Source organism: Paenibacillus sp. 10L310 (genome assembly GCF_056395745.1).
Genome location: NZ_JBFTKC010000001.1, coordinates 233,834 through 250,066, shown reverse-complemented (window position 1 = coordinate 250,066; position 16,233 = coordinate 233,834). Strand labels below are relative to the sequence as shown.

15 protein-coding genes are annotated in these 16,233 nt (G+C 40.4%); 3 read left to right on the top strand and 12 right to left on the bottom strand.

The genetic code is table 11. The annotated features are described in order from the left end of the window. Positions 1–3 precede the first annotated feature (3 nt). Complete coding sequence (locus tag AC1DE7_RS01230; protein WP_174806429.1) at positions 4–861, bottom strand: ABC transporter permease; 858 nt, start codon at positions 859–861, stop codon at positions 4–6. Positions 862–1,135: 274 nt separating this feature from the next. Between AC1DE7_RS01230 and AC1DE7_RS01225 the strand changes: the two genes are divergently transcribed. The 3 genes from AC1DE7_RS01225 to AC1DE7_RS01215 all read left to right on the top strand — a co-directional run bounded on the left by AC1DE7_RS01225 (position 1,136) and on the right by AC1DE7_RS01215 (position 6,779). Then, complete coding sequence (locus tag AC1DE7_RS01225) at positions 1,136–2,953, top strand: sensor histidine kinase (RefSeq protein WP_477533585.1); 1,818 nt, start codon at positions 1,136–1,138, stop codon at positions 2,951–2,953. Positions 2,954–3,179: 226 nt separating this feature from the next. Beyond that, a complete protein-coding gene (locus tag AC1DE7_RS01220; RefSeq protein ID WP_477533584.1) occupies positions 3,180–4,790 on the top strand; it encodes a response regulator transcription factor in 1,611 nt (536 codons plus the stop codon). A 309-nt stretch (positions 4,791–5,099) separates the two neighbouring features. Beyond that, positions 5,100–6,779, top strand: coding sequence for a type 2 periplasmic-binding domain-containing protein (locus AC1DE7_RS01215; RefSeq protein WP_477533583.1), 1,680 nt, complete (start codon positions 5,100–5,102; stop codon positions 6,777–6,779). A 106-nt stretch (positions 6,780–6,885) separates the two neighbouring features. Here the strand turns inward: AC1DE7_RS01215 and AC1DE7_RS01210 are convergent, their stop codons facing one another. From AC1DE7_RS01210 to AC1DE7_RS01160, 11 genes are all read right to left on the bottom strand, one after another. After that, on the bottom strand, positions 6,886–7,485 hold the full coding sequence (locus tag AC1DE7_RS01210; protein WP_477533582.1) for a hypothetical protein: 600 nt from the start codon (positions 7,483–7,485) through the stop codon (positions 6,886–6,888). 192 nt (positions 7,486–7,677) lie between these two features. After that, positions 7,678–7,980 carry a hypothetical protein gene (locus tag AC1DE7_RS01205; protein WP_127544838.1) on the bottom strand — a complete coding sequence of 101 codons (303 nt, stop codon included), beginning with the start codon at positions 7,978–7,980 and terminating at the stop codon, positions 7,678–7,680. Positions 7,981–8,011: 31 nt separating this feature from the next. Next, positions 8,012–8,200, bottom strand: a complete 189-nt coding sequence (locus AC1DE7_RS01200) for an aspartyl-phosphate phosphatase Spo0E family protein (protein ID WP_127544841.1) — start codon at positions 8,198–8,200, stop codon at positions 8,012–8,014. A gap of 1,713 nt (positions 8,201–9,913) precedes the next feature. After that, entirely contained in the window at positions 9,914–10,237 is a 324-nt protein-coding gene (locus tag AC1DE7_RS01195; RefSeq protein ID WP_477533581.1) for a CPCC family cysteine-rich protein, read from the bottom strand. A gap of 121 nt (positions 10,238–10,358) precedes the next feature. Then, positions 10,359–11,075 (bottom strand): HNH endonuclease, encoded by a 717-nt coding sequence (locus tag AC1DE7_RS01190; RefSeq protein ID WP_127544847.1) that lies wholly within the window; start codon positions 11,073–11,075, stop codon positions 10,359–10,361. A 162-nt stretch (positions 11,076–11,237) separates the two neighbouring features. Continuing rightward, a complete protein-coding gene (locus AC1DE7_RS01185) occupies positions 11,238–11,690 on the bottom strand; it encodes a hypothetical protein (protein WP_127544850.1) in 453 nt (150 codons plus the stop codon). A 157-nt stretch (positions 11,691–11,847) separates the two neighbouring features. Continuing rightward, a complete protein-coding gene (locus AC1DE7_RS01180) occupies positions 11,848–12,597 on the bottom strand; it encodes a metallophosphoesterase family protein (RefSeq protein WP_255319695.1) in 750 nt (249 codons plus the stop codon). 244 nt (positions 12,598–12,841) lie between these two features. Then, entirely contained in the window at positions 12,842–13,447 is a 606-nt protein-coding gene (locus tag AC1DE7_RS01175) for a hypothetical protein (protein ID WP_477533580.1), read from the bottom strand. 277 nt (positions 13,448–13,724) lie between these two features. Continuing rightward, positions 13,725–14,054 (bottom strand): hypothetical protein, encoded by a 330-nt coding sequence (locus AC1DE7_RS01170; protein WP_127544029.1) that lies wholly within the window; start codon positions 14,052–14,054, stop codon positions 13,725–13,727. A 289-nt stretch (positions 14,055–14,343) separates the two neighbouring features. Beyond that, positions 14,344–14,769 carry an NUDIX hydrolase gene (locus AC1DE7_RS01165; RefSeq protein ID WP_477533579.1) on the bottom strand — a complete coding sequence of 142 codons (426 nt, stop codon included), beginning with the start codon at positions 14,767–14,769 and terminating at the stop codon, positions 14,344–14,346. Between the two features lie 48 nt (positions 14,770–14,817). Further along, entirely contained in the window at positions 14,818–15,300 is a 483-nt protein-coding gene (locus AC1DE7_RS01160) for a hypothetical protein (protein ID WP_164783108.1), read from the bottom strand. Positions 15,301–16,233 lie beyond the last annotated feature (933 nt).

Below are 16,233 nucleotides of genomic sequence, written 5' to 3'. Positions count from 1 at the left end.
TTTCTAGAAAATTCGGTATCCGGCGAATCGGTAAGCCAGTCGGTAGGAGATCACAATCAGGATCAAACTGATGACGGATTTGAACAGGTTCACCGCGGTAGCGAAACTGAACTGCCCACTTAGCAGACCTTCTCTATACACAAACGTATCGATAATATCCCCCTGTTGATATATTAATGGACTATATAAGTTAAAGATCTGGTCAAAGTTGGCGTTGAGCACATTACCCAATGCCAGCGTTGCGATTACGATCCCAATCGGAATAAGAGCCGGGATGGTAATATAGACCGTTTGTTTCCAGCGTCCCGCCCCATCTACTTCAGCCGCTTCATAAAGTGATGGATTAATGCCGGATAATGCCGCGAGGAAGATAATCGTGTTGAATCCAAACTCTTTCCAGACATCACTTGCAATGACCGTAAATCGGAACCAACTGCCATCCCCGAGGAAGAAGATTGGTTTGATGCCAAAGATCGAGACTAGAAACTGATTTAGAATACCCGTCTGTGCCAGAATGTCGATCAGAATACCAGACAGGGTGACCCAGGACAGAAAGTGAGGAAGATACACAAGCGTTTGAATCGTTCTTTTCAGTGCCATCTTCCGTACCTCGTTGAGCAATAAGGCGAAGACAAACGGAATGATCAGGTTCATGATGATCTTCGTACAGGCAAAGAACAACGTGTTCCACGTAATCTGCAAGAAATAATCATTTTCCCACATGTACCTGAAGTGCTTCAGTCCTACCCATTCGGAATTGAAAAATCCCAGTGCAGGTTTATAATCTTGAAATGCCATCAAAATCCCGGACATCGGAATGTATGAAAATATAAAGACCATAATGGCCGCCGGCAACACCATGAAGTGCAGAATCCATGGCTGTTTGTAGCGTTTTTTTCTCTTTTTATCCAGCTTGTTCCCAACGCTTTCCTGCGGGATCCGCTTACCCTCCAATTTAGCCTCCATAGCGCTTCTCCTGTTCCCAAAAAAAGTTTTTGTGTGTGATCGGGTTCTCTGATATAAATAGTATCAAGCCATACTGAGGTCTGCTATATAACATTGTTAGGCTTGATAGTGTTTTGTTAGGGTATCATCAGAAGAGGTAGTTTACACACGAATTAGAAGGAGACTTTTTATGTATATATGGAAGCGCTTAATGCCTTTTCAAGGTAAAACCAGATCCCCATTCAGTCTTTTTGCCAAAATAAACTTGTTAATTGTGGTCTTGTTCATCCCCATTCTAATCATGTACACCTACTCGAATAACGTCACCTACGATGTCGTCAGCAAAGAACTGCAGATCTCCAACACAAAACAGCTCACGTTTCTGTCCAGTCAGATCGACTCCCGCATCAACCAGATGATGGATTTCAGCCTCATTCTCTCCCGTGATCCGAATGTCAGAGCATTCAACGGCCTCAATATGTGGGATGATCGGTATGACCGGATGCAGACCCGTTATGTGATACAAGAGAAGATGACGTTGCAAACCGGCGTTACGGATATATGGCCTACCCGATATGCGGTGCATTCACAGCAGAATGAGGATGTCATCGCCAACTACAATCGAACCACAGGATATGATGAGGAGTATCTGAAAAAAAATATGAGCGGACGATGGACCTATGGGGATCAAGGAGCCGTATCAGAGGATGAACTAAATTCCTTCTATTGGTTCTATACCGATTCCTTGGCACAGCCGGGGATGCTCACGGGAAGCAATCTGGTGATTGAAGCCAGCTTCAGTTATGAGAACATTCAAAATATGCTGGATACGTATAAAGCGGGTGGACAAGGCGATCCTTTCTTGTATCACAAAGGAAATTCACCCATTCTGAATCGCAGCGCGGACAAGCAGTTGTCCACAGAACTCATTCAGTATCTGGACACGCATTCTCCGGAAGATACTACACAGGATGTCGTAGAGCTGAACGGTAAGAACTATCTGGTTAGCTCCGTGAAGTCCACTTATCTGGATTGGCATCTGGTTGACGTGATTCCACTGTATCAGATTTTGAAACCTATCTCGCTGAGTCAGAATCTGTTCTACACCTGTATGATTTTGCTGCTAGTAGTGGGTATCTCTGCGTCGATCCTGCTGTACCGGAATGTTCAATATCCGATCAAAAAGCTGATCAAAGGTTTACGCCGTGTAGAACAAGGGGACTATTCTGTCCGACTGTATAGCAAAAACCAGAATGAGTTCTCATTCCTGTTCCGCCGATTCAACGATATGTCCCATCAGATTCAGGATCTGATCGAGAATGTTTTCCATGAGAAAATTAGAGCCCGGGAAGCTACGCTGAAACAATTACAAGCGCAGATCAATCCGCATTTCCTATATAATTGTCTAGGTTATATCATCAACATGGCCCAGATGAAGGACGAGCAAGCCGTGGTCTCCATGGCGCATAACCTAAGTGCGTACTATCGCTACACCACCCGTATGGAACGGGAGACGTCGTCGCTACAAGAAGAGATCAAGCTGCTGATCAACTATCTGGATATCCAGAAACTGCGCAATGGTCGCATCGAGTATCACATCGATATCCCAGAGGATATGCTTGCCCAGTCTGTACCACGATTAATGCTTCAACCGATGGTCGAGAATTCCGTGATACACGGCGTGGCGAAGTCCTATTCATCCGGGGAAATCCGAATTACCGGGGAGCGCTTGAATGGTTTTGGCAGAATATACATCGACGACGACGGCCCAGGCTTAAGCCCGGAACAATACGAAGCGCTGAACTTGAAGATGCAGGAACCCTTACAAGAAGAAATGGGCTGCGGCCTTTGGAATACGTACCAACGAATCACGCACCTGTTCGGCAGCCATTCCTACCTCCTATTTGGCCCATCCCCACTTGGCGGATTCCGAACCGAAATCATCTGGGAGATACCAAAAGAGGATACCAATTCCGATAAAGGAAATACCGATACGAATTTAAGTTAATACAAACAATAAATTGACGATTTAATTTTGAACAAGATCACGTACACGATAACGCAGAGGACAGAAAAAACCTGAAGAAACGGAGTGCTCGCCTTTATCACCAGATTTACACATTATAAAATTCATTCAATAAATCTGGGGATAACAGCGATCGGAAGGTTATTCTGTCATCGGAGTGGCAAGTGTACAGATGTCTGGGTTCAACCACCAAGGAGACTATACAAACATGCAAATGATGATCGTAGACGATGAAGCTCACTGGGTCGATAACCTGTCCATGACCAAGCCCTGGCATACGCTGGGGATCGAACATGTGCATAAAGCATACTCAGCACACGAAGCACTACAAATGATCGACACCCACCCCATCGATATCGTGATCTCGGACATCCAGATGCCTGAAATGACAGGTATTGAACTGATCGAACGCATCCGCATCCGGGACAAAAAAATAAAATGTATTCTGTTATCCGGATATTCCGAATTTGACTACGCCAAAAAAGCCATCCAGTTCGAAGCTGTGGACTATCTGTTGAAGCCGCCAACAGACGATGAATTAATGGGCGCTGTCCAGAAGGCCATTGATCAATTGAACAATGAATGGGAAATGGTCAGTTCACTGACACGAACGCAGTTTACGTTGCGAGAGAATCTCCCCCATTTGCGGGGACGACTGCTTCTGGGGGCTTTGCAGGGACAACGAATCGCCGCTGCGGAATGGGATCGGAAGCTCGCCAATTATGCTCTGCCCTTTCACACCGGGGATGCCGCATTAATGCTGGTTCGTTTGGAAGAAGAATTCGGACACTATGACAGCAATGATCAGACCCTGATCGAATATGCGATCATCAATATGGCGGAAGAGATTATGGGTGAGTTTATGGAAGTGTGGGGCGTCAAGGAGGAGCACGGATATCTGGTGTTTTTGCTTCAGTTGAAAGAACGGAAAGGCGATATTGGGAAAGAAACCATTCTGGAGAAGCTATCGATTCAGCTCCAATCCAAAGTAAAACAGTTTCTGAAAGGCTCCCTCTCCATCGTTATCACCGAGTGGTTCACCTTTCCGGATCAACTTTACGATCGTTTCCGCCAGGCTTCCGCCTATTTCCGGCAGATTGTTGGCGACGAACGCGAATTTGTTATGCGCGTGAGCGATGTTGAGACACCTGCGGCGCAAGGTCCCTTGGACGTGCTGTACACCCCACCCACCTTTATTAGTTTGCTAGAGAGCGGACAATGGGATGCCGCCGAAGAGAAAATACGCGCGGTCTGCGCGGAACTGGATGAGAAATGGTCGGAATCCTGGGAACATTGCATGGAGGCTGGTTTTCTCATTACGGCCTCATTCACCAATATTGCCCATCGGAACAAGCTGACTCTGACCACTTTAATGGGCAATGATGTCGAGGATTTGCAAAGTGGGGAAGTTTTCGCTACCATCAGCAAACTTCGGAAATGGTCGCTCAGTGTGCTGGGCAAACTCAAGGAAGGCACGTCCAACGAGATCAAGGACATCCGTTCCGAGTATGTGAAGAAGATTCAGGATTTTACAGATAAGAACCTGCATCTGGATGTGTCTTTGCGTGTGCTCGCTGACCATGTTAATCTGCACCCGACCCATTTGTCCAAGATCTATAAGATCGAAACGGGCGAAGGCATCAGTGATTATATCTCGCGCCTGCGTATGGATCGGGCCTGCCACAAACTGGTCACGACCACCAAAAAAGTGTACGAAATCAGCATAGAGATTGGTTATATGGACCCTGCTTATTTTATCAAAGTGTTCAAACGCCAGTTTGGCGTTACCCCGCAGGAATACAGAGACCAGCACAAATAACATCTTAGAGGTTGTTCAAAAAATCCGCTTTTGATTACGAAGGATGCCTCACGGCATCATCAGCATCGAATATGGAATTCAGCCGAAATGTCCGTTGCTCACGTAGTTTGCCTACGCTCCGCTACTCCATTTCTATCTTCATTCCATCTTCTCGGTACTGAAAACCGAATTTTTTGAACTTCATTTGAACATTCATTTGAACATTCACTAATAGAGTCCTATGGAAACTAACAAACTCATATAGATGCACTCCCGCACAAATTGGTACAGTTACACTGTAAAGATCATACACCGTAGGGGGATTGAACAATGATCAAATTCAAAAAAACATGGTGGTCAATGCTCATGGTTATCGCGCTCATCACGATCACTGCGTGCGGCAGTGGCGAGACAGGCAGTGACAATGGTAATAATACGCCCGGAACTGTCGGCTCAGCTGAAGCAGAAGCTGCTTTTGCTAAAGGAAAATATGACCCACCCATCGAGTTCAGTTCGGTATTGATGCCGAAGAAATACGTGCAAGGGGATACCAAAGAAAATAACGTACACGATCGCTGGATGCTGGAAACGCTGGGCATGAAGCATAAAGATACCTGGTATCCAGCCAGTGATGATCAGTACAGACAGAAACTTCAACTTGCTGTCGCCTCTGGTGAGAAACTGCCTGATTTCGTAACGGTACCCACCAATGCGGTATTGACGAATCAATTGATCGACTCTGGTCAATTCATCGCCATTGATGAGTTGTTCGACAAGTATGCGAATAAAACGCTCAAGGACCATGCGGCAGCGCATCCCGAGCTCTGGTATCCGTTCACCAAGGATGGCAAGAAATACAATATGCCCATCATGGAGTACACGGATAACGACGATACCCTGCTGTGGCTTAGAGAAGACTGGATGGAGAAGCTGAATCTGGAGGCTCCTAAGACTATCGCAGATCTAGAGAACATCATGGATAAATTCAAAAATGAGAATCCGGATGGCCTATCTCCAAATGAAGTTTTCCCACTCGCAATCTCGCTGAAAAGTAATACGAATACCTGGATGGGCTCGCTCGACTGGTTATTCGGCGCATACGGAACAGTCCAAGAGCAATGGAACAAGGACGCGAACGGTAATCTGGAATACGGCTCTGTTAATCCCGGAGCAAAACTAGCACTTGCCAAGCTCAGTGAATGGATGGAAAAAGGATATATTCATGCCGACTCCGCCCTGTGGGACGAACGTAAAGCAGCCGAAAGCTGGACCAAAGGTGCCGCAGGTATTCTGCCTGGTGCCAACTGGGTTCCAGACTGGCCTGCTCCCGACCTCATCAAGAACTTACCTGACGCCAATTATAAAGCTTATCCCATTCCAGAAGGTCCAGATGGCAAAATCGGAACGAAGTGGCAGAACTCTGGCGTCAACGCGAGCATCATGATCAACAAGGATGCGAAACATCCCGAAGCGATCTTCCTGTACTACAACTATCTGCTCGATAACCTGGCGAACCCCGCTACGGGCAGTGAATATGAACACGGCTTCGCCAAAGGCTACGATTGGGACATCGTAGATGGACAGCCGACCAGTAACAGAGAGAAGATCAAAGACTTCTCCAACGAATTTCCGTTCCTGACTGGTCCGGCCCGTATCCCGGATCTGTATATGAAAACACTCGTGAAACTGGCTAACGGCGAGAAGCCCGAAACACCTTACGAGAAACAAATGGCTGAGTTCCGTAAACCGGAAAACTGGGACGCTGCCAAAGTCGTGATGTCGCAAATCGACATCCGTAAGCAAAACTATTTCACTGGCGCTGCAACACCAACCATGGTATCCAAATGGAACCTGCTCCGCCAATCCGAGATGGAAACCTTCAACAAAATCATCTACGGCAAACTGCCGGTTGATGCCTTTGACCAATTCGTCGCCAACTGGAAATCCAATGGCGGAGATCAGATCACGCAAGAAGTGAATGAATGGTTTAAATCGGTAAGTGCGAAGTAAGGATCGAAGAAGTAACACTAAGTAAAATAAAAGAATTAAAAAACAAGCCGAAGCGTGCATTGTCATCGCTTCGGCTTGTTTTTCTATATCTAGTTAACCCAGCACTTTATAATACAGGAATTTCAACAGAATCTGTGCCCATAACTCTTTTTCCAGCTTTATCTTCTGACCCGACCTCAATACCAATGTTTAATGACTCAGAGGGGGACATCCCCTTTTTATCTGGACTTAATTCGATCACAATCGTTCCAGTACCTCCGCCATTTGCTATGTAATTTCGTTCTCTCCCAATTTCAATCATTGTGCGCCATGAAGAGTCATCAGAAGAATCCATCCAGGTGGATACATACTCAGCAGGCTTCAACTTCGATTGATGTTCAGGATAACTGCTGGTGATGCTGGAGACACTCCATTGATCAGGGATATAGAATGCAACACCACCCCAGTCAGCGGGGTCAATCTCTATATGTGCTACTATTTTGATATGATCAATATGCTGCTTCTCACTCTCAACGAATATCGATCCTTGTGTCATTGTCTTTAAATTCGTTGATTTGGCATCCAGATCAAAGTTTTTGACTTGAATAATATTACCATTAACCACTGGCTCATTGGCTTCATTTTTGTTGGTATTCGAAAAAAGCAGAACAAACACAATCGCAATAAACATAAAAAGCACGATTAAGTATTTAAATCTTTTTTTCATAATAACCATACCTCGCTTCTACCCTTGTTTCTTTAAGCTTAACACATACTCAATGCCCTCCTTTCCTTAATTTAGAATTTGGAAAAGTAGAGCATTAAAACCGGAGCCGAAGCGATAGATTCACGCTTCGGCTCCGGTTTTTAAGTTAAGATTTAGGCAGCTTCCCCTGACTTATGGGTTCGCCTTAGTGGATCAAGCTTCAGTATCGGTCTCCTCTGGTATCGAATGACCTAACAAGGATACTGTGAGCTGAATGCCATCTCGTAGTCCCTGCATATACAACCTCTCATTTTCTATGCCTTTGCTGACAATATAACGATTCTCCCACTCGGTATATTCAGGTGTTTGCTCGACATCTTTACCTGCAAACAAAACTTCAAATGCTTCGTCTGTTCCCCCACGTACTCGACTCAGTTCAGGATCATGTTCAATCCGGGCAGTCACCTCATCCAGCCTTGCTTGAATCGCTCGTTGCATCCACGGTGGAAAATTCATTGCTTCTCCTCCCCTATATGTACCGTACTCATCACCGTACCACTCGACTATGCTTCGCCCTCATTTCACTAACTCGTGCCACCAGTTCATCCACCCTTCGGCTCTGTTCCTGAACCTCAGGGTTCTCCCACAACGGAATCGCTTGCTTCAAGGATGCCTCACCAAGCTGATTAAGCTTGCGCCGTTCCTCTTCCAATAAGTCAAGCAACCGGCTGCTCATACATGCACCTCTCTGATGGGTCTATACTGCGCCATGTCTTGTTAAAACTAGACGTGAGCAGTCATTTTTAATGCGATTATCTGTGTTCAGAAGCTGTGTTCAATATCTTCGTCTAATCCAAATTGTAAGATAATTTATAAAACCATTAATGCAGAAACCGAATTAAAATAAAAAAACACCGAAATGAACATACGGTGTAAAACAATTATTTGATCCCGGATTGTAAGTATCAGTAAAAGGGCTTGCTCAATTGTTTCACTTAAAGACGTAACAACATGAAAATAAAGCTACTCGAACGGCGTGCCTATTGCAACCGAAACGGGACTCACTTTATGCACTAAATCCGCTTGGAAGGAGGTCCGACTTTTGTAAAGAACAACTCGTGGTGAAAATATAATTATTTACCTCATTGTTGTCTTGCCTTCTAATTATTGGTATTTTAAGTGTTCAAGTAGCAGGGGCTAGTGGATTTAGCACCACTACCACTAATGAATCGGTGCATACGTTATCCCTACTGAGGATGGCAGTACATTGGAAGTTTCAATTGTAGAAACAGTCCACTCAATATATATTTAAGATAAGTTGTCGCCATTAATGTTAGCTTCAACTACTTATTCAAAGGAGATATGATGTATAGAAAACTAATAATTATTGCTTGTCTGATAGAAGTGTCTTTTTTAATTTTTTTACAAAATCGTTACAATAATATTTTGAATTTGTTTCCTTTTATTGGAGTGTTAGTTTTTTTCATGGTGTTGAGTTATTTCTTAAAAGTTCAACTAAGCAAAAAACGTAAAGAAATAACACTTTTTTTTACAAACACTCTCTTTGATATTTATTCCGATTTATGTAATTACAACCCTTCCTCAATACACGTATGAAAGTGCGGTAGATAAGGTCACTCAGAACTTAGAAGAACTTTATGTGGTTAATAAGCAGAAGAATACGTTATTAAAAAATGAATCTAATGAATTAAAAAAAGGTTATATGTTTTCTGTGGAAAAAAATTCAAAAGTAAATTCATACGTTTTTGATCCGTGGACGGGTATCTATCATGAAGTACGAGATTGAGGTAAAACTGGCTACTCGGTTAAATTGATGTAGAGATTGCTATCATGTGAGAATTGTTTTTTTAACGCCTTGATAATGAAACTTACTTAGAGAATCGGTTCGCCGATTCTTTTTTCTTTTACGTTCTTACGCTTCATATCATGCATACCGGCGAATACAAGACCCAGAACGTGCAACATGAATATGTAAGCGGAGTGCGGACAGTATAACTTACACATTAAATTCTAATTATTATTATTTATGTAAATTGATCTATTATTTTCCTCACTTTTACTATTTGATTTGGTTTTATAGGCATAATCAATTCATAGATAAAGTAGTTATGGCTATGAAATAATATCTCTACCTTTGTTCCCCCACATTTTTTCTTTTCTTTATAATCTTTAAAGCTTTCTTAACCTAGAAGTTCATTTAAAGGAATTTAAGTTTAAGTTTAAATTCCATTTAATAAATTAATTCTGTCGTATAACGTTCCTCGCATTCACGAACCTCCGAAGGAGGTTGTCCGTAGCTCCAGCTTCCCTCGAAATCTCGTTTGTGGACCGAGGCGCCAGTCCGATGCGTGAATGCCGTGTTATATAGAGTTGCTGACTTCTTGGGTATCTATACAAGTCAATGATCTAATCACTTTTATAAATCTTTTTAAACTCTTTGAATAGATGAGTTAATTTTTTTTGGCCCTTCAAATACGTCATTTTCATTTGGTTTTCTTACAAATTGGATACATCTCTCTTCACAAGCTCCAAATTTAAGAAAATTAGATTGTCCCTCTCTTAATGACACTACATTGGCCCCGCCTGCATAATCAGGATCATCCAATTGAACTCCATCATCTTCCCAAAAACAAATACTACAAATGTTATATGTTCCAGATGGTTCTTCATCTAGTGTTTTATATCCACAACATGGACAAGTAAATAAATTAGTCATTAAATCATTCCCTTTCAAGAATTTCAGCACTTTCATATAACGTTTCTGTATCCATGAATCCCAAAGGGATTATTCGCTGAAATTCCTCTTTGGAAATCCATCTGGCGAACCAAGGCTCCGTTAAGAGTCACAGCTTGGATATTATGTTAGCTGAAATTCAATTCTTCCTGAGCAACTCTCTTAATTCATGAACTTTCATCCAAGGTCTTCTTCTGTGAAGAATTTTATGACAATTCGAACATACAAGTTTTAAATCAGAAAATTTAGTACCTTTAGTTTGATCTCCATAATATGAAAGAGGCACATCGTGATGACATTCTATATATCCCTTTCCAATCTCGCCATAGTACTTATAGAAGTCAAATCCGCATACTTCACAAAAAAGTTCCCCATCTTTCTCCTTTTGTTCCTTTAGCTTTTTTATTTCTGTAGTATTTCGTTCTCTTAATTTATGAACACGATATATGATATTTCCTTCGGGGAACTCATCATCTTCCTCGGCTAAGGAAATATCAGTCTGAATATTATCTATTATTATTTTAGAAACAATCTCCAACTCTTTCTTGTTGCTAAAATAAGTATCCCAAACCACTTTCTCAAGTTTACTACCTTGTTTTAATCCAACACCTTCATATGTAGGATCATATCTTAGAAAGTTGCATAACTTCATGTATACTCCATTAGGATTTCTAAATTTTCGAGTATCAACTTTTTTTATATTGGCCGAAAGTTCATTCAATTGTTCACTTAGTTTTATAACTTCAGGATGGTTTTTATTTATGGCACTAGGTTTATATTTGAAATAGAGATTCAAAGCTAAAGTCAACTCGTCCTTAGTCCAAGCAGGATTTCTCTTCTTTACTGCATCTTCCACGATGTCCACCTTCAATACTTTTTTTGAATTTCACCTAACGTTCCTGTATTCACGACCCGACACATGTCGGGTGTCCGGCGAATGCCGGGCCAAGGACGTATGTCCGCAGCGTGAATATTATGTTATACGAAGCATCTGACTTCTCCGATTTAGCGAAAAAAATTATGGAAATAAATATTTGCTTAATGCTGATACATTCATTTGTTTATGTAACATTGATTTATTAATTGTTTGCCTTTGCTTTGTATTATTTATTAATAGTTTTGATTTATCCAATGGCCTATATTTAACATCCCATTTTGTGGGGGTTGAAAATACCAGGTACAAAATAATAATCTCCCCATGAGGGTTGTTGATTAAAGATGTATGAATATTTCCCCATACTTTTGTATTTACGGTTGTTTTGAGTTGGATGTATTTAGTTTGTCCATCGCAATGCAAAACCACATCATATCCAAACTTATCTCCTGACTTTGTCATTAAAACATCGACTTTTTTATTTCTATTTGCTAAAGCTTCCATTAATTCAGCTATAAACTTGAAAGTCGTTACACTTTCTCTATACGTTGATTCTTTATATGAATCATTTAAACCAAACATGCTTTGCAATGTCATATGCTCCTCCAATTTTAAGATATCTATTTAGATGATTTCCTATAACGTTCTTGTATTCATGACGTGCGCCGTAGTCGGATGTGTCTGCTGAAACGCTTCCTTGAAATCCTTCCAGCAGACCTAGGTTCTGTAGGGAAACGCAGCTTTGAATATTATGTTATGAGATGTTATTGCCATCTTTGAAATCTCTCTCAAGTTGGTTCCCATGAAAAGCTTTTATCATAAACTCTCTGTCTGGAACGTTTAACTGCTCAAAAGACTCCAAAAATGCTTTATTATCATATGTGGTTCCTATAAGTTGAACACTCATTGTTCTTTTTTGCACTTCTACTACCGCGTACCTTGCTATTGCATAATCATTACAACCTAATGCTCCAGGATTCAAATAAATCCTTTGATCTACCTTGAAGTAATGGATTGGATGATGATGACCAAAACAAACGAGACTATAAGGTGAGTCTTCATACCTTGCGTCTAATTTTAATCCCGAAGGGGTTTCATCTATTATTTCTCTTTCTCCTTTCTTCATATGGTAATGCGTTATTAATATTTTTTGCCCCTCTATTTCAACTTCTAATGTCTGAGGAAGATTTTCTATAAATTTGATATTTTCTTTTTTTAGTTGCTTACCGATCCACTTATGATGTTCAGCGATCATTTCATGGCCCGGTAAGGTATCCTTCCCTTGCAGTAGTTTTAAAACTGCCTCTTCATGATTACCAGAAACCGCCGTTACATCCTTTCGATTCATTATCTCTTCAAGCACTTCGTTAGAGTTAGGACCAATGCCAATCATATCACCCAGACAATATATATGTTCGATGTCCTCACGGGAATCAATATCAGATAATACCGCACTCAATGCCGGATAATTACCATGAATATCAGTTAGAATTGCAATCTTCATTTAGGCCGCTCCTTCAAAAATTATTATTTATCTTTGATTTTTCTTGCAATAATTTCTCATAACGTTCCCGTATCCATGACGTCCCACCGACTTAAGGCTCCGCCAGGAGCCGGCCGCGATGCGGTTAGTCGGTGCAAGATATATACGCCTGAATCTACTCCCTGCAATCCTCTTCGGGCGGAGCCGCCTGGCTCCGAAGCCTGGATATAATGTTAGCTGAAGATCCTGACTTCCTGAAATGCATTCATAAATATTCGTCTTTCAAAAACCAGTGAAGCATTTTTTGCCTCATTCGATTTGCTATTTCTACATCTCTTACCTTAATCCATTTATATAATGGTTCTTCTATAAATCCTAATAAGTCCTTTTTGCATTTCTCTAGGCTTTCTACCAGTTCATTACTGGTAAACTTAATGCTTAATAGTTCTTCCTTATGTGTTTCCGGATCATCTGACCATACTAAGGCATAATCATCAAAATACTGAATTTCAGGCGATGGGTCATGTCCAAGCCATGGACTTTGTTTAGCTTTAATTGAATAATCTATTGATTGTATTTCTTCAAGTCCACAACAGCAGCTAGGCATGATAAATGTCTCATTATCCTGTAAAAAAGCAACCCCACCTAATATCGCTACTTCATCTTCGTTTAATAGTACTTTAAAAGATTCTTCAAAAGAAATTGAGGCATCAATTCTGTTATATCCAAATAAATGCAATAAAAACAATTCTACTTCAGCTTCACTGCTATCCGAGGATAAAAAAGTGAACTCCTTTCGAGCCACTTCATTTTCAATCCATATTGGTTTATCGTAATAAGGTTCTCGAATTACTGGTTTCATATAAGACATCTTGAACTCCACCTACTTAATCTTTTATATCGATTTAAGGAGTTTCAGCTAACGTTTCGTATATTCACGACGCTCGACGAAGTCGTGTGTCCACAGCAATTACATCTCGAAGCCGCTTCTGGGACCGAGGGTGCAACCCGAAGTGTGAATATGTTGTTATCTGATTTTTCTACCCTCTTCGAATAACTTTTACATTTCATTCCTAATGATTACTTGAGTCCGTTTTTCTCGTGTAGATTGATGCTTCGAAAGACCACAAAGTGAGGTATTTGTACTTCTATACTATTACTTGATTTTTACTCTTGATCTTGAGTAAGAACAAAACCCACCATAGTAATAAAAATAAATTACCCAAAATTATATACATAGACCAAATTTCCCCTTGTTGTAATTGACTAATTAAATGTTCATATTCATTTATTCCTTCTGCCCTTCCAATACTATTTATCAGCCCAATAATTGGAATCGTTACAGTGAAAGCAATGGCTACCATGGATAAACTTCTTATTTTCTTTCGTATAACAATAAATACTGCAGTTACTAATGTTGTTAATAAAAACAAGTAATATAGTACCCAAAACCAATTAGGAAGGGTTTCCCAATACATTTTTTTTCAACTCCTCATAATAAGTTGGATTAACCTAAGATCAAGTAACTCTCATTTGGATTTGAATGGTTTTCAATATTGCAGATGTTTCAGATAACGTTCAAAGGTTCACGACGGGCTTCAAACCTTAGATAGCTCTTATCTTAGGATGAAGTCTGTGTTGGTGATTTACTTCTATTGTATTCACATCTTCCAAACAAGGACGAATGTCCGCTGCGTGAAACTTGTGTTATAGGATGTCAGCGCCTTCTTCGATTCACATGCAAAAGGTCTTTTATTCCTTGTTAACTTATAGAGTAATTTCTTTAAGAATCTTATCCTTACTCATCTTAACTTGTTCAATCATATGCCCAATATTACCCTCACCTGCAAACAATGACATATCGAAAAAATCCTTATTTAAATCGGACCAGTATAATTCATTTTCATCCCCGTAGACGTCTACATCATAATTTAACTTGCCAAAATAAACTTCCACGTAACATTCTTGAATATAGTATTTGAAGTCCATTAAATGATGTAGAATAATATCTTTATTAGATATGCCAGTCTCTTCAAATAATTCTCTATATGCCGCCATAATGCCGGATTCTCCGTGTTCAATTTTACCGCCAACAAGATTACTTAAACCCTTATATGGATTCCTTGATCGCTTGCACATAAGTAATTTATCCATATCTTTGCTGTAGATCATGAGCACATTATACCCTTGCACTATTGATCCCCCTTTTATAGACATTTAATATTGTGTGCTAGTTGATTTTTAACATATGTCTTTAATATGTTCTTTTGCTCTTAAACAAGCATTTTTATAACCTTCACTTCTCATACTATCCGCAAGAAAAACCATTTCAATTATTGGATCACTTGGTTCCAACTCGTATGCTTTTGAAAGCATGTTTTTCCCTATGCTTTCCCAATGCTCATAGTCTCCAAAATGATGAGGAAACAACGTTATCATATAACCGAAAATCAATAAAAATTGCGTTTCTGTCAAGAAATTATGTATCCCTTCCTCTGTAACTTCGTTTAATGTCAATTCAATCATTTCATAATCGTTTTCATTAAGACCCTGAGTAACAAACGTATTTCCAGATTCGACACTCAAATACCAGGATAAAAAACCTAAATTCAAGCATATACTCAAATCACGCTTCCCTTTGTCCCACTCTCTTTTCGTCGACAGAAAGGCTTCTTGATAATTTTTTGCAGTCTCAAATTCATTTATCTGATCTCCATCAAGCATCATTTACCTTCCTTTCAATTTCGCCTCGGAATTTCACTTAACATCTAATCTATGTACTTCGTAAATACCACACATACTGCCTGATATCCGAACTACGTATATGATAACCTATACGGTGATTTTTGCGAAGAAAAATTTGGTGAAAAAGGGAGAATTATAGGGATGCTCAATTCCCGTATCCATATGATCCGATTGGCTTTGAATACGATGAATATTTTTCATACTAACATGCGTATAGCGCTGAGTTTGTTCGTGCACACGTATAACCGAGTAGCACCTGGATGTACCGTAGATCTTTCCCGTTTTCCAGCAAATGAGTGGAGAAGCGCATGAATACTCACCTTTTTTTGCAATCCCTGCACGCTGTCTAGCTTCTTCAAAAAACTGCTGTAACGATTCTTTGATCGATTGGTTTTTTACTTACTAGCAATTCATTGAAACAATCTACTTACAGATAACGGAAAATACTGATAGAATATACGGATGATCAAGTTGTTTTCACACAGTGATATTGTTAGTAGTACACACATAAGGATGGGGTATATTTGAATAACAAGAAGCTAATAATTAGCGTTGTCACACTTTGTATTCTAATCATATTGGGTTTTCTCAGGTGGGATAGTCTTGAATCCAGCGCAGACTTTCATTATAAGTATGATCGATGGGCAGGTCAGAAATGGGTAGAGTTCTATCCGCCGCTAGCTGCTTCTTCCAACAGCATGGAGTTTCCACTTATATATAGAGAGGAAATTCATCCGAATGATATAAATAAATATTTAGGAAAACAAGCTCTCTCTGGAGAGTTAGTGAATAAGTGGATTGAACGAACAAAGCTAACAGATGGATATATAGGTCTATTATTATTGAATATTCTAATGGTCATTTACAGTTTCTTCAAAAGCCAAAGAGCGTATAAACACAAAGACAGCAGTC

Bases quoted from the DNA above. Each gene is read 5' to 3' on its own strand.
- AC1DE7_RS01230 (WP_174806429.1), bottom strand. From the start codon at position 861: ATGGTGTTGCCGGCGGCCATTATGGTCTTTATATTTTCATACATTCCG.
- AC1DE7_RS01225 (WP_477533585.1), top strand. From the start codon at position 1,136: ATGTATATATGGAAGCGCTTAATGCCTTTTCAAGGTAAAACCAGATCC.
- AC1DE7_RS01220 (WP_477533584.1), top strand. From the start codon at position 3,180: ATGCAAATGATGATCGTAGACGATGAAGCTCACTGGGTCGATAACCTG.
- AC1DE7_RS01215 (WP_477533583.1), top strand. From the start codon at position 5,100: ATGATCAAATTCAAAAAAACATGGTGGTCAATGCTCATGGTTATCGCG.
- AC1DE7_RS01210 (WP_477533582.1), bottom strand. From the start codon at position 7,485: ATGAAAAAAAGATTTAAATACTTAATCGTGCTTTTTATGTTTATTGCG.
- AC1DE7_RS01205 (WP_127544838.1), bottom strand. From the start codon at position 7,980: ATGAATTTTCCACCGTGGATGCAACGAGCGATTCAAGCAAGGCTGGAT.
- AC1DE7_RS01200 (WP_127544841.1), bottom strand. From the start codon at position 8,200: ATGAGCAGCCGGTTGCTTGACTTATTGGAAGAGGAACGGCGCAAGCTT.
- AC1DE7_RS01195 (WP_477533581.1), bottom strand. From the start codon at position 10,237: ATGAAAGTGCTGAAATTCTTGAAAGGGAATGATTTAATGACTAATTTA.
- AC1DE7_RS01185 (WP_127544850.1), bottom strand. From the start codon at position 11,690: ATGACATTGCAAAGCATGTTTGGTTTAAATGATTCATATAAAGAATCA.
- AC1DE7_RS01180 (WP_255319695.1), bottom strand. From the start codon at position 12,597: ATGAAGATTGCAATTCTAACTGATATTCATGGTAATTATCCGGCATTG.
- AC1DE7_RS01175 (WP_477533580.1), bottom strand. From the start codon at position 13,447: ATGTCTTATATGAAACCAGTAATTCGAGAACCTTATTACGATAAACCA.
- AC1DE7_RS01170 (WP_127544029.1), bottom strand. From the start codon at position 14,054: ATGTATTGGGAAACCCTTCCTAATTGGTTTTGGGTACTATATTACTTG.
- AC1DE7_RS01160 (WP_164783108.1), bottom strand. From the start codon at position 15,300: ATGCTTGATGGAGATCAGATAAATGAATTTGAGACTGCAAAAAATTAT.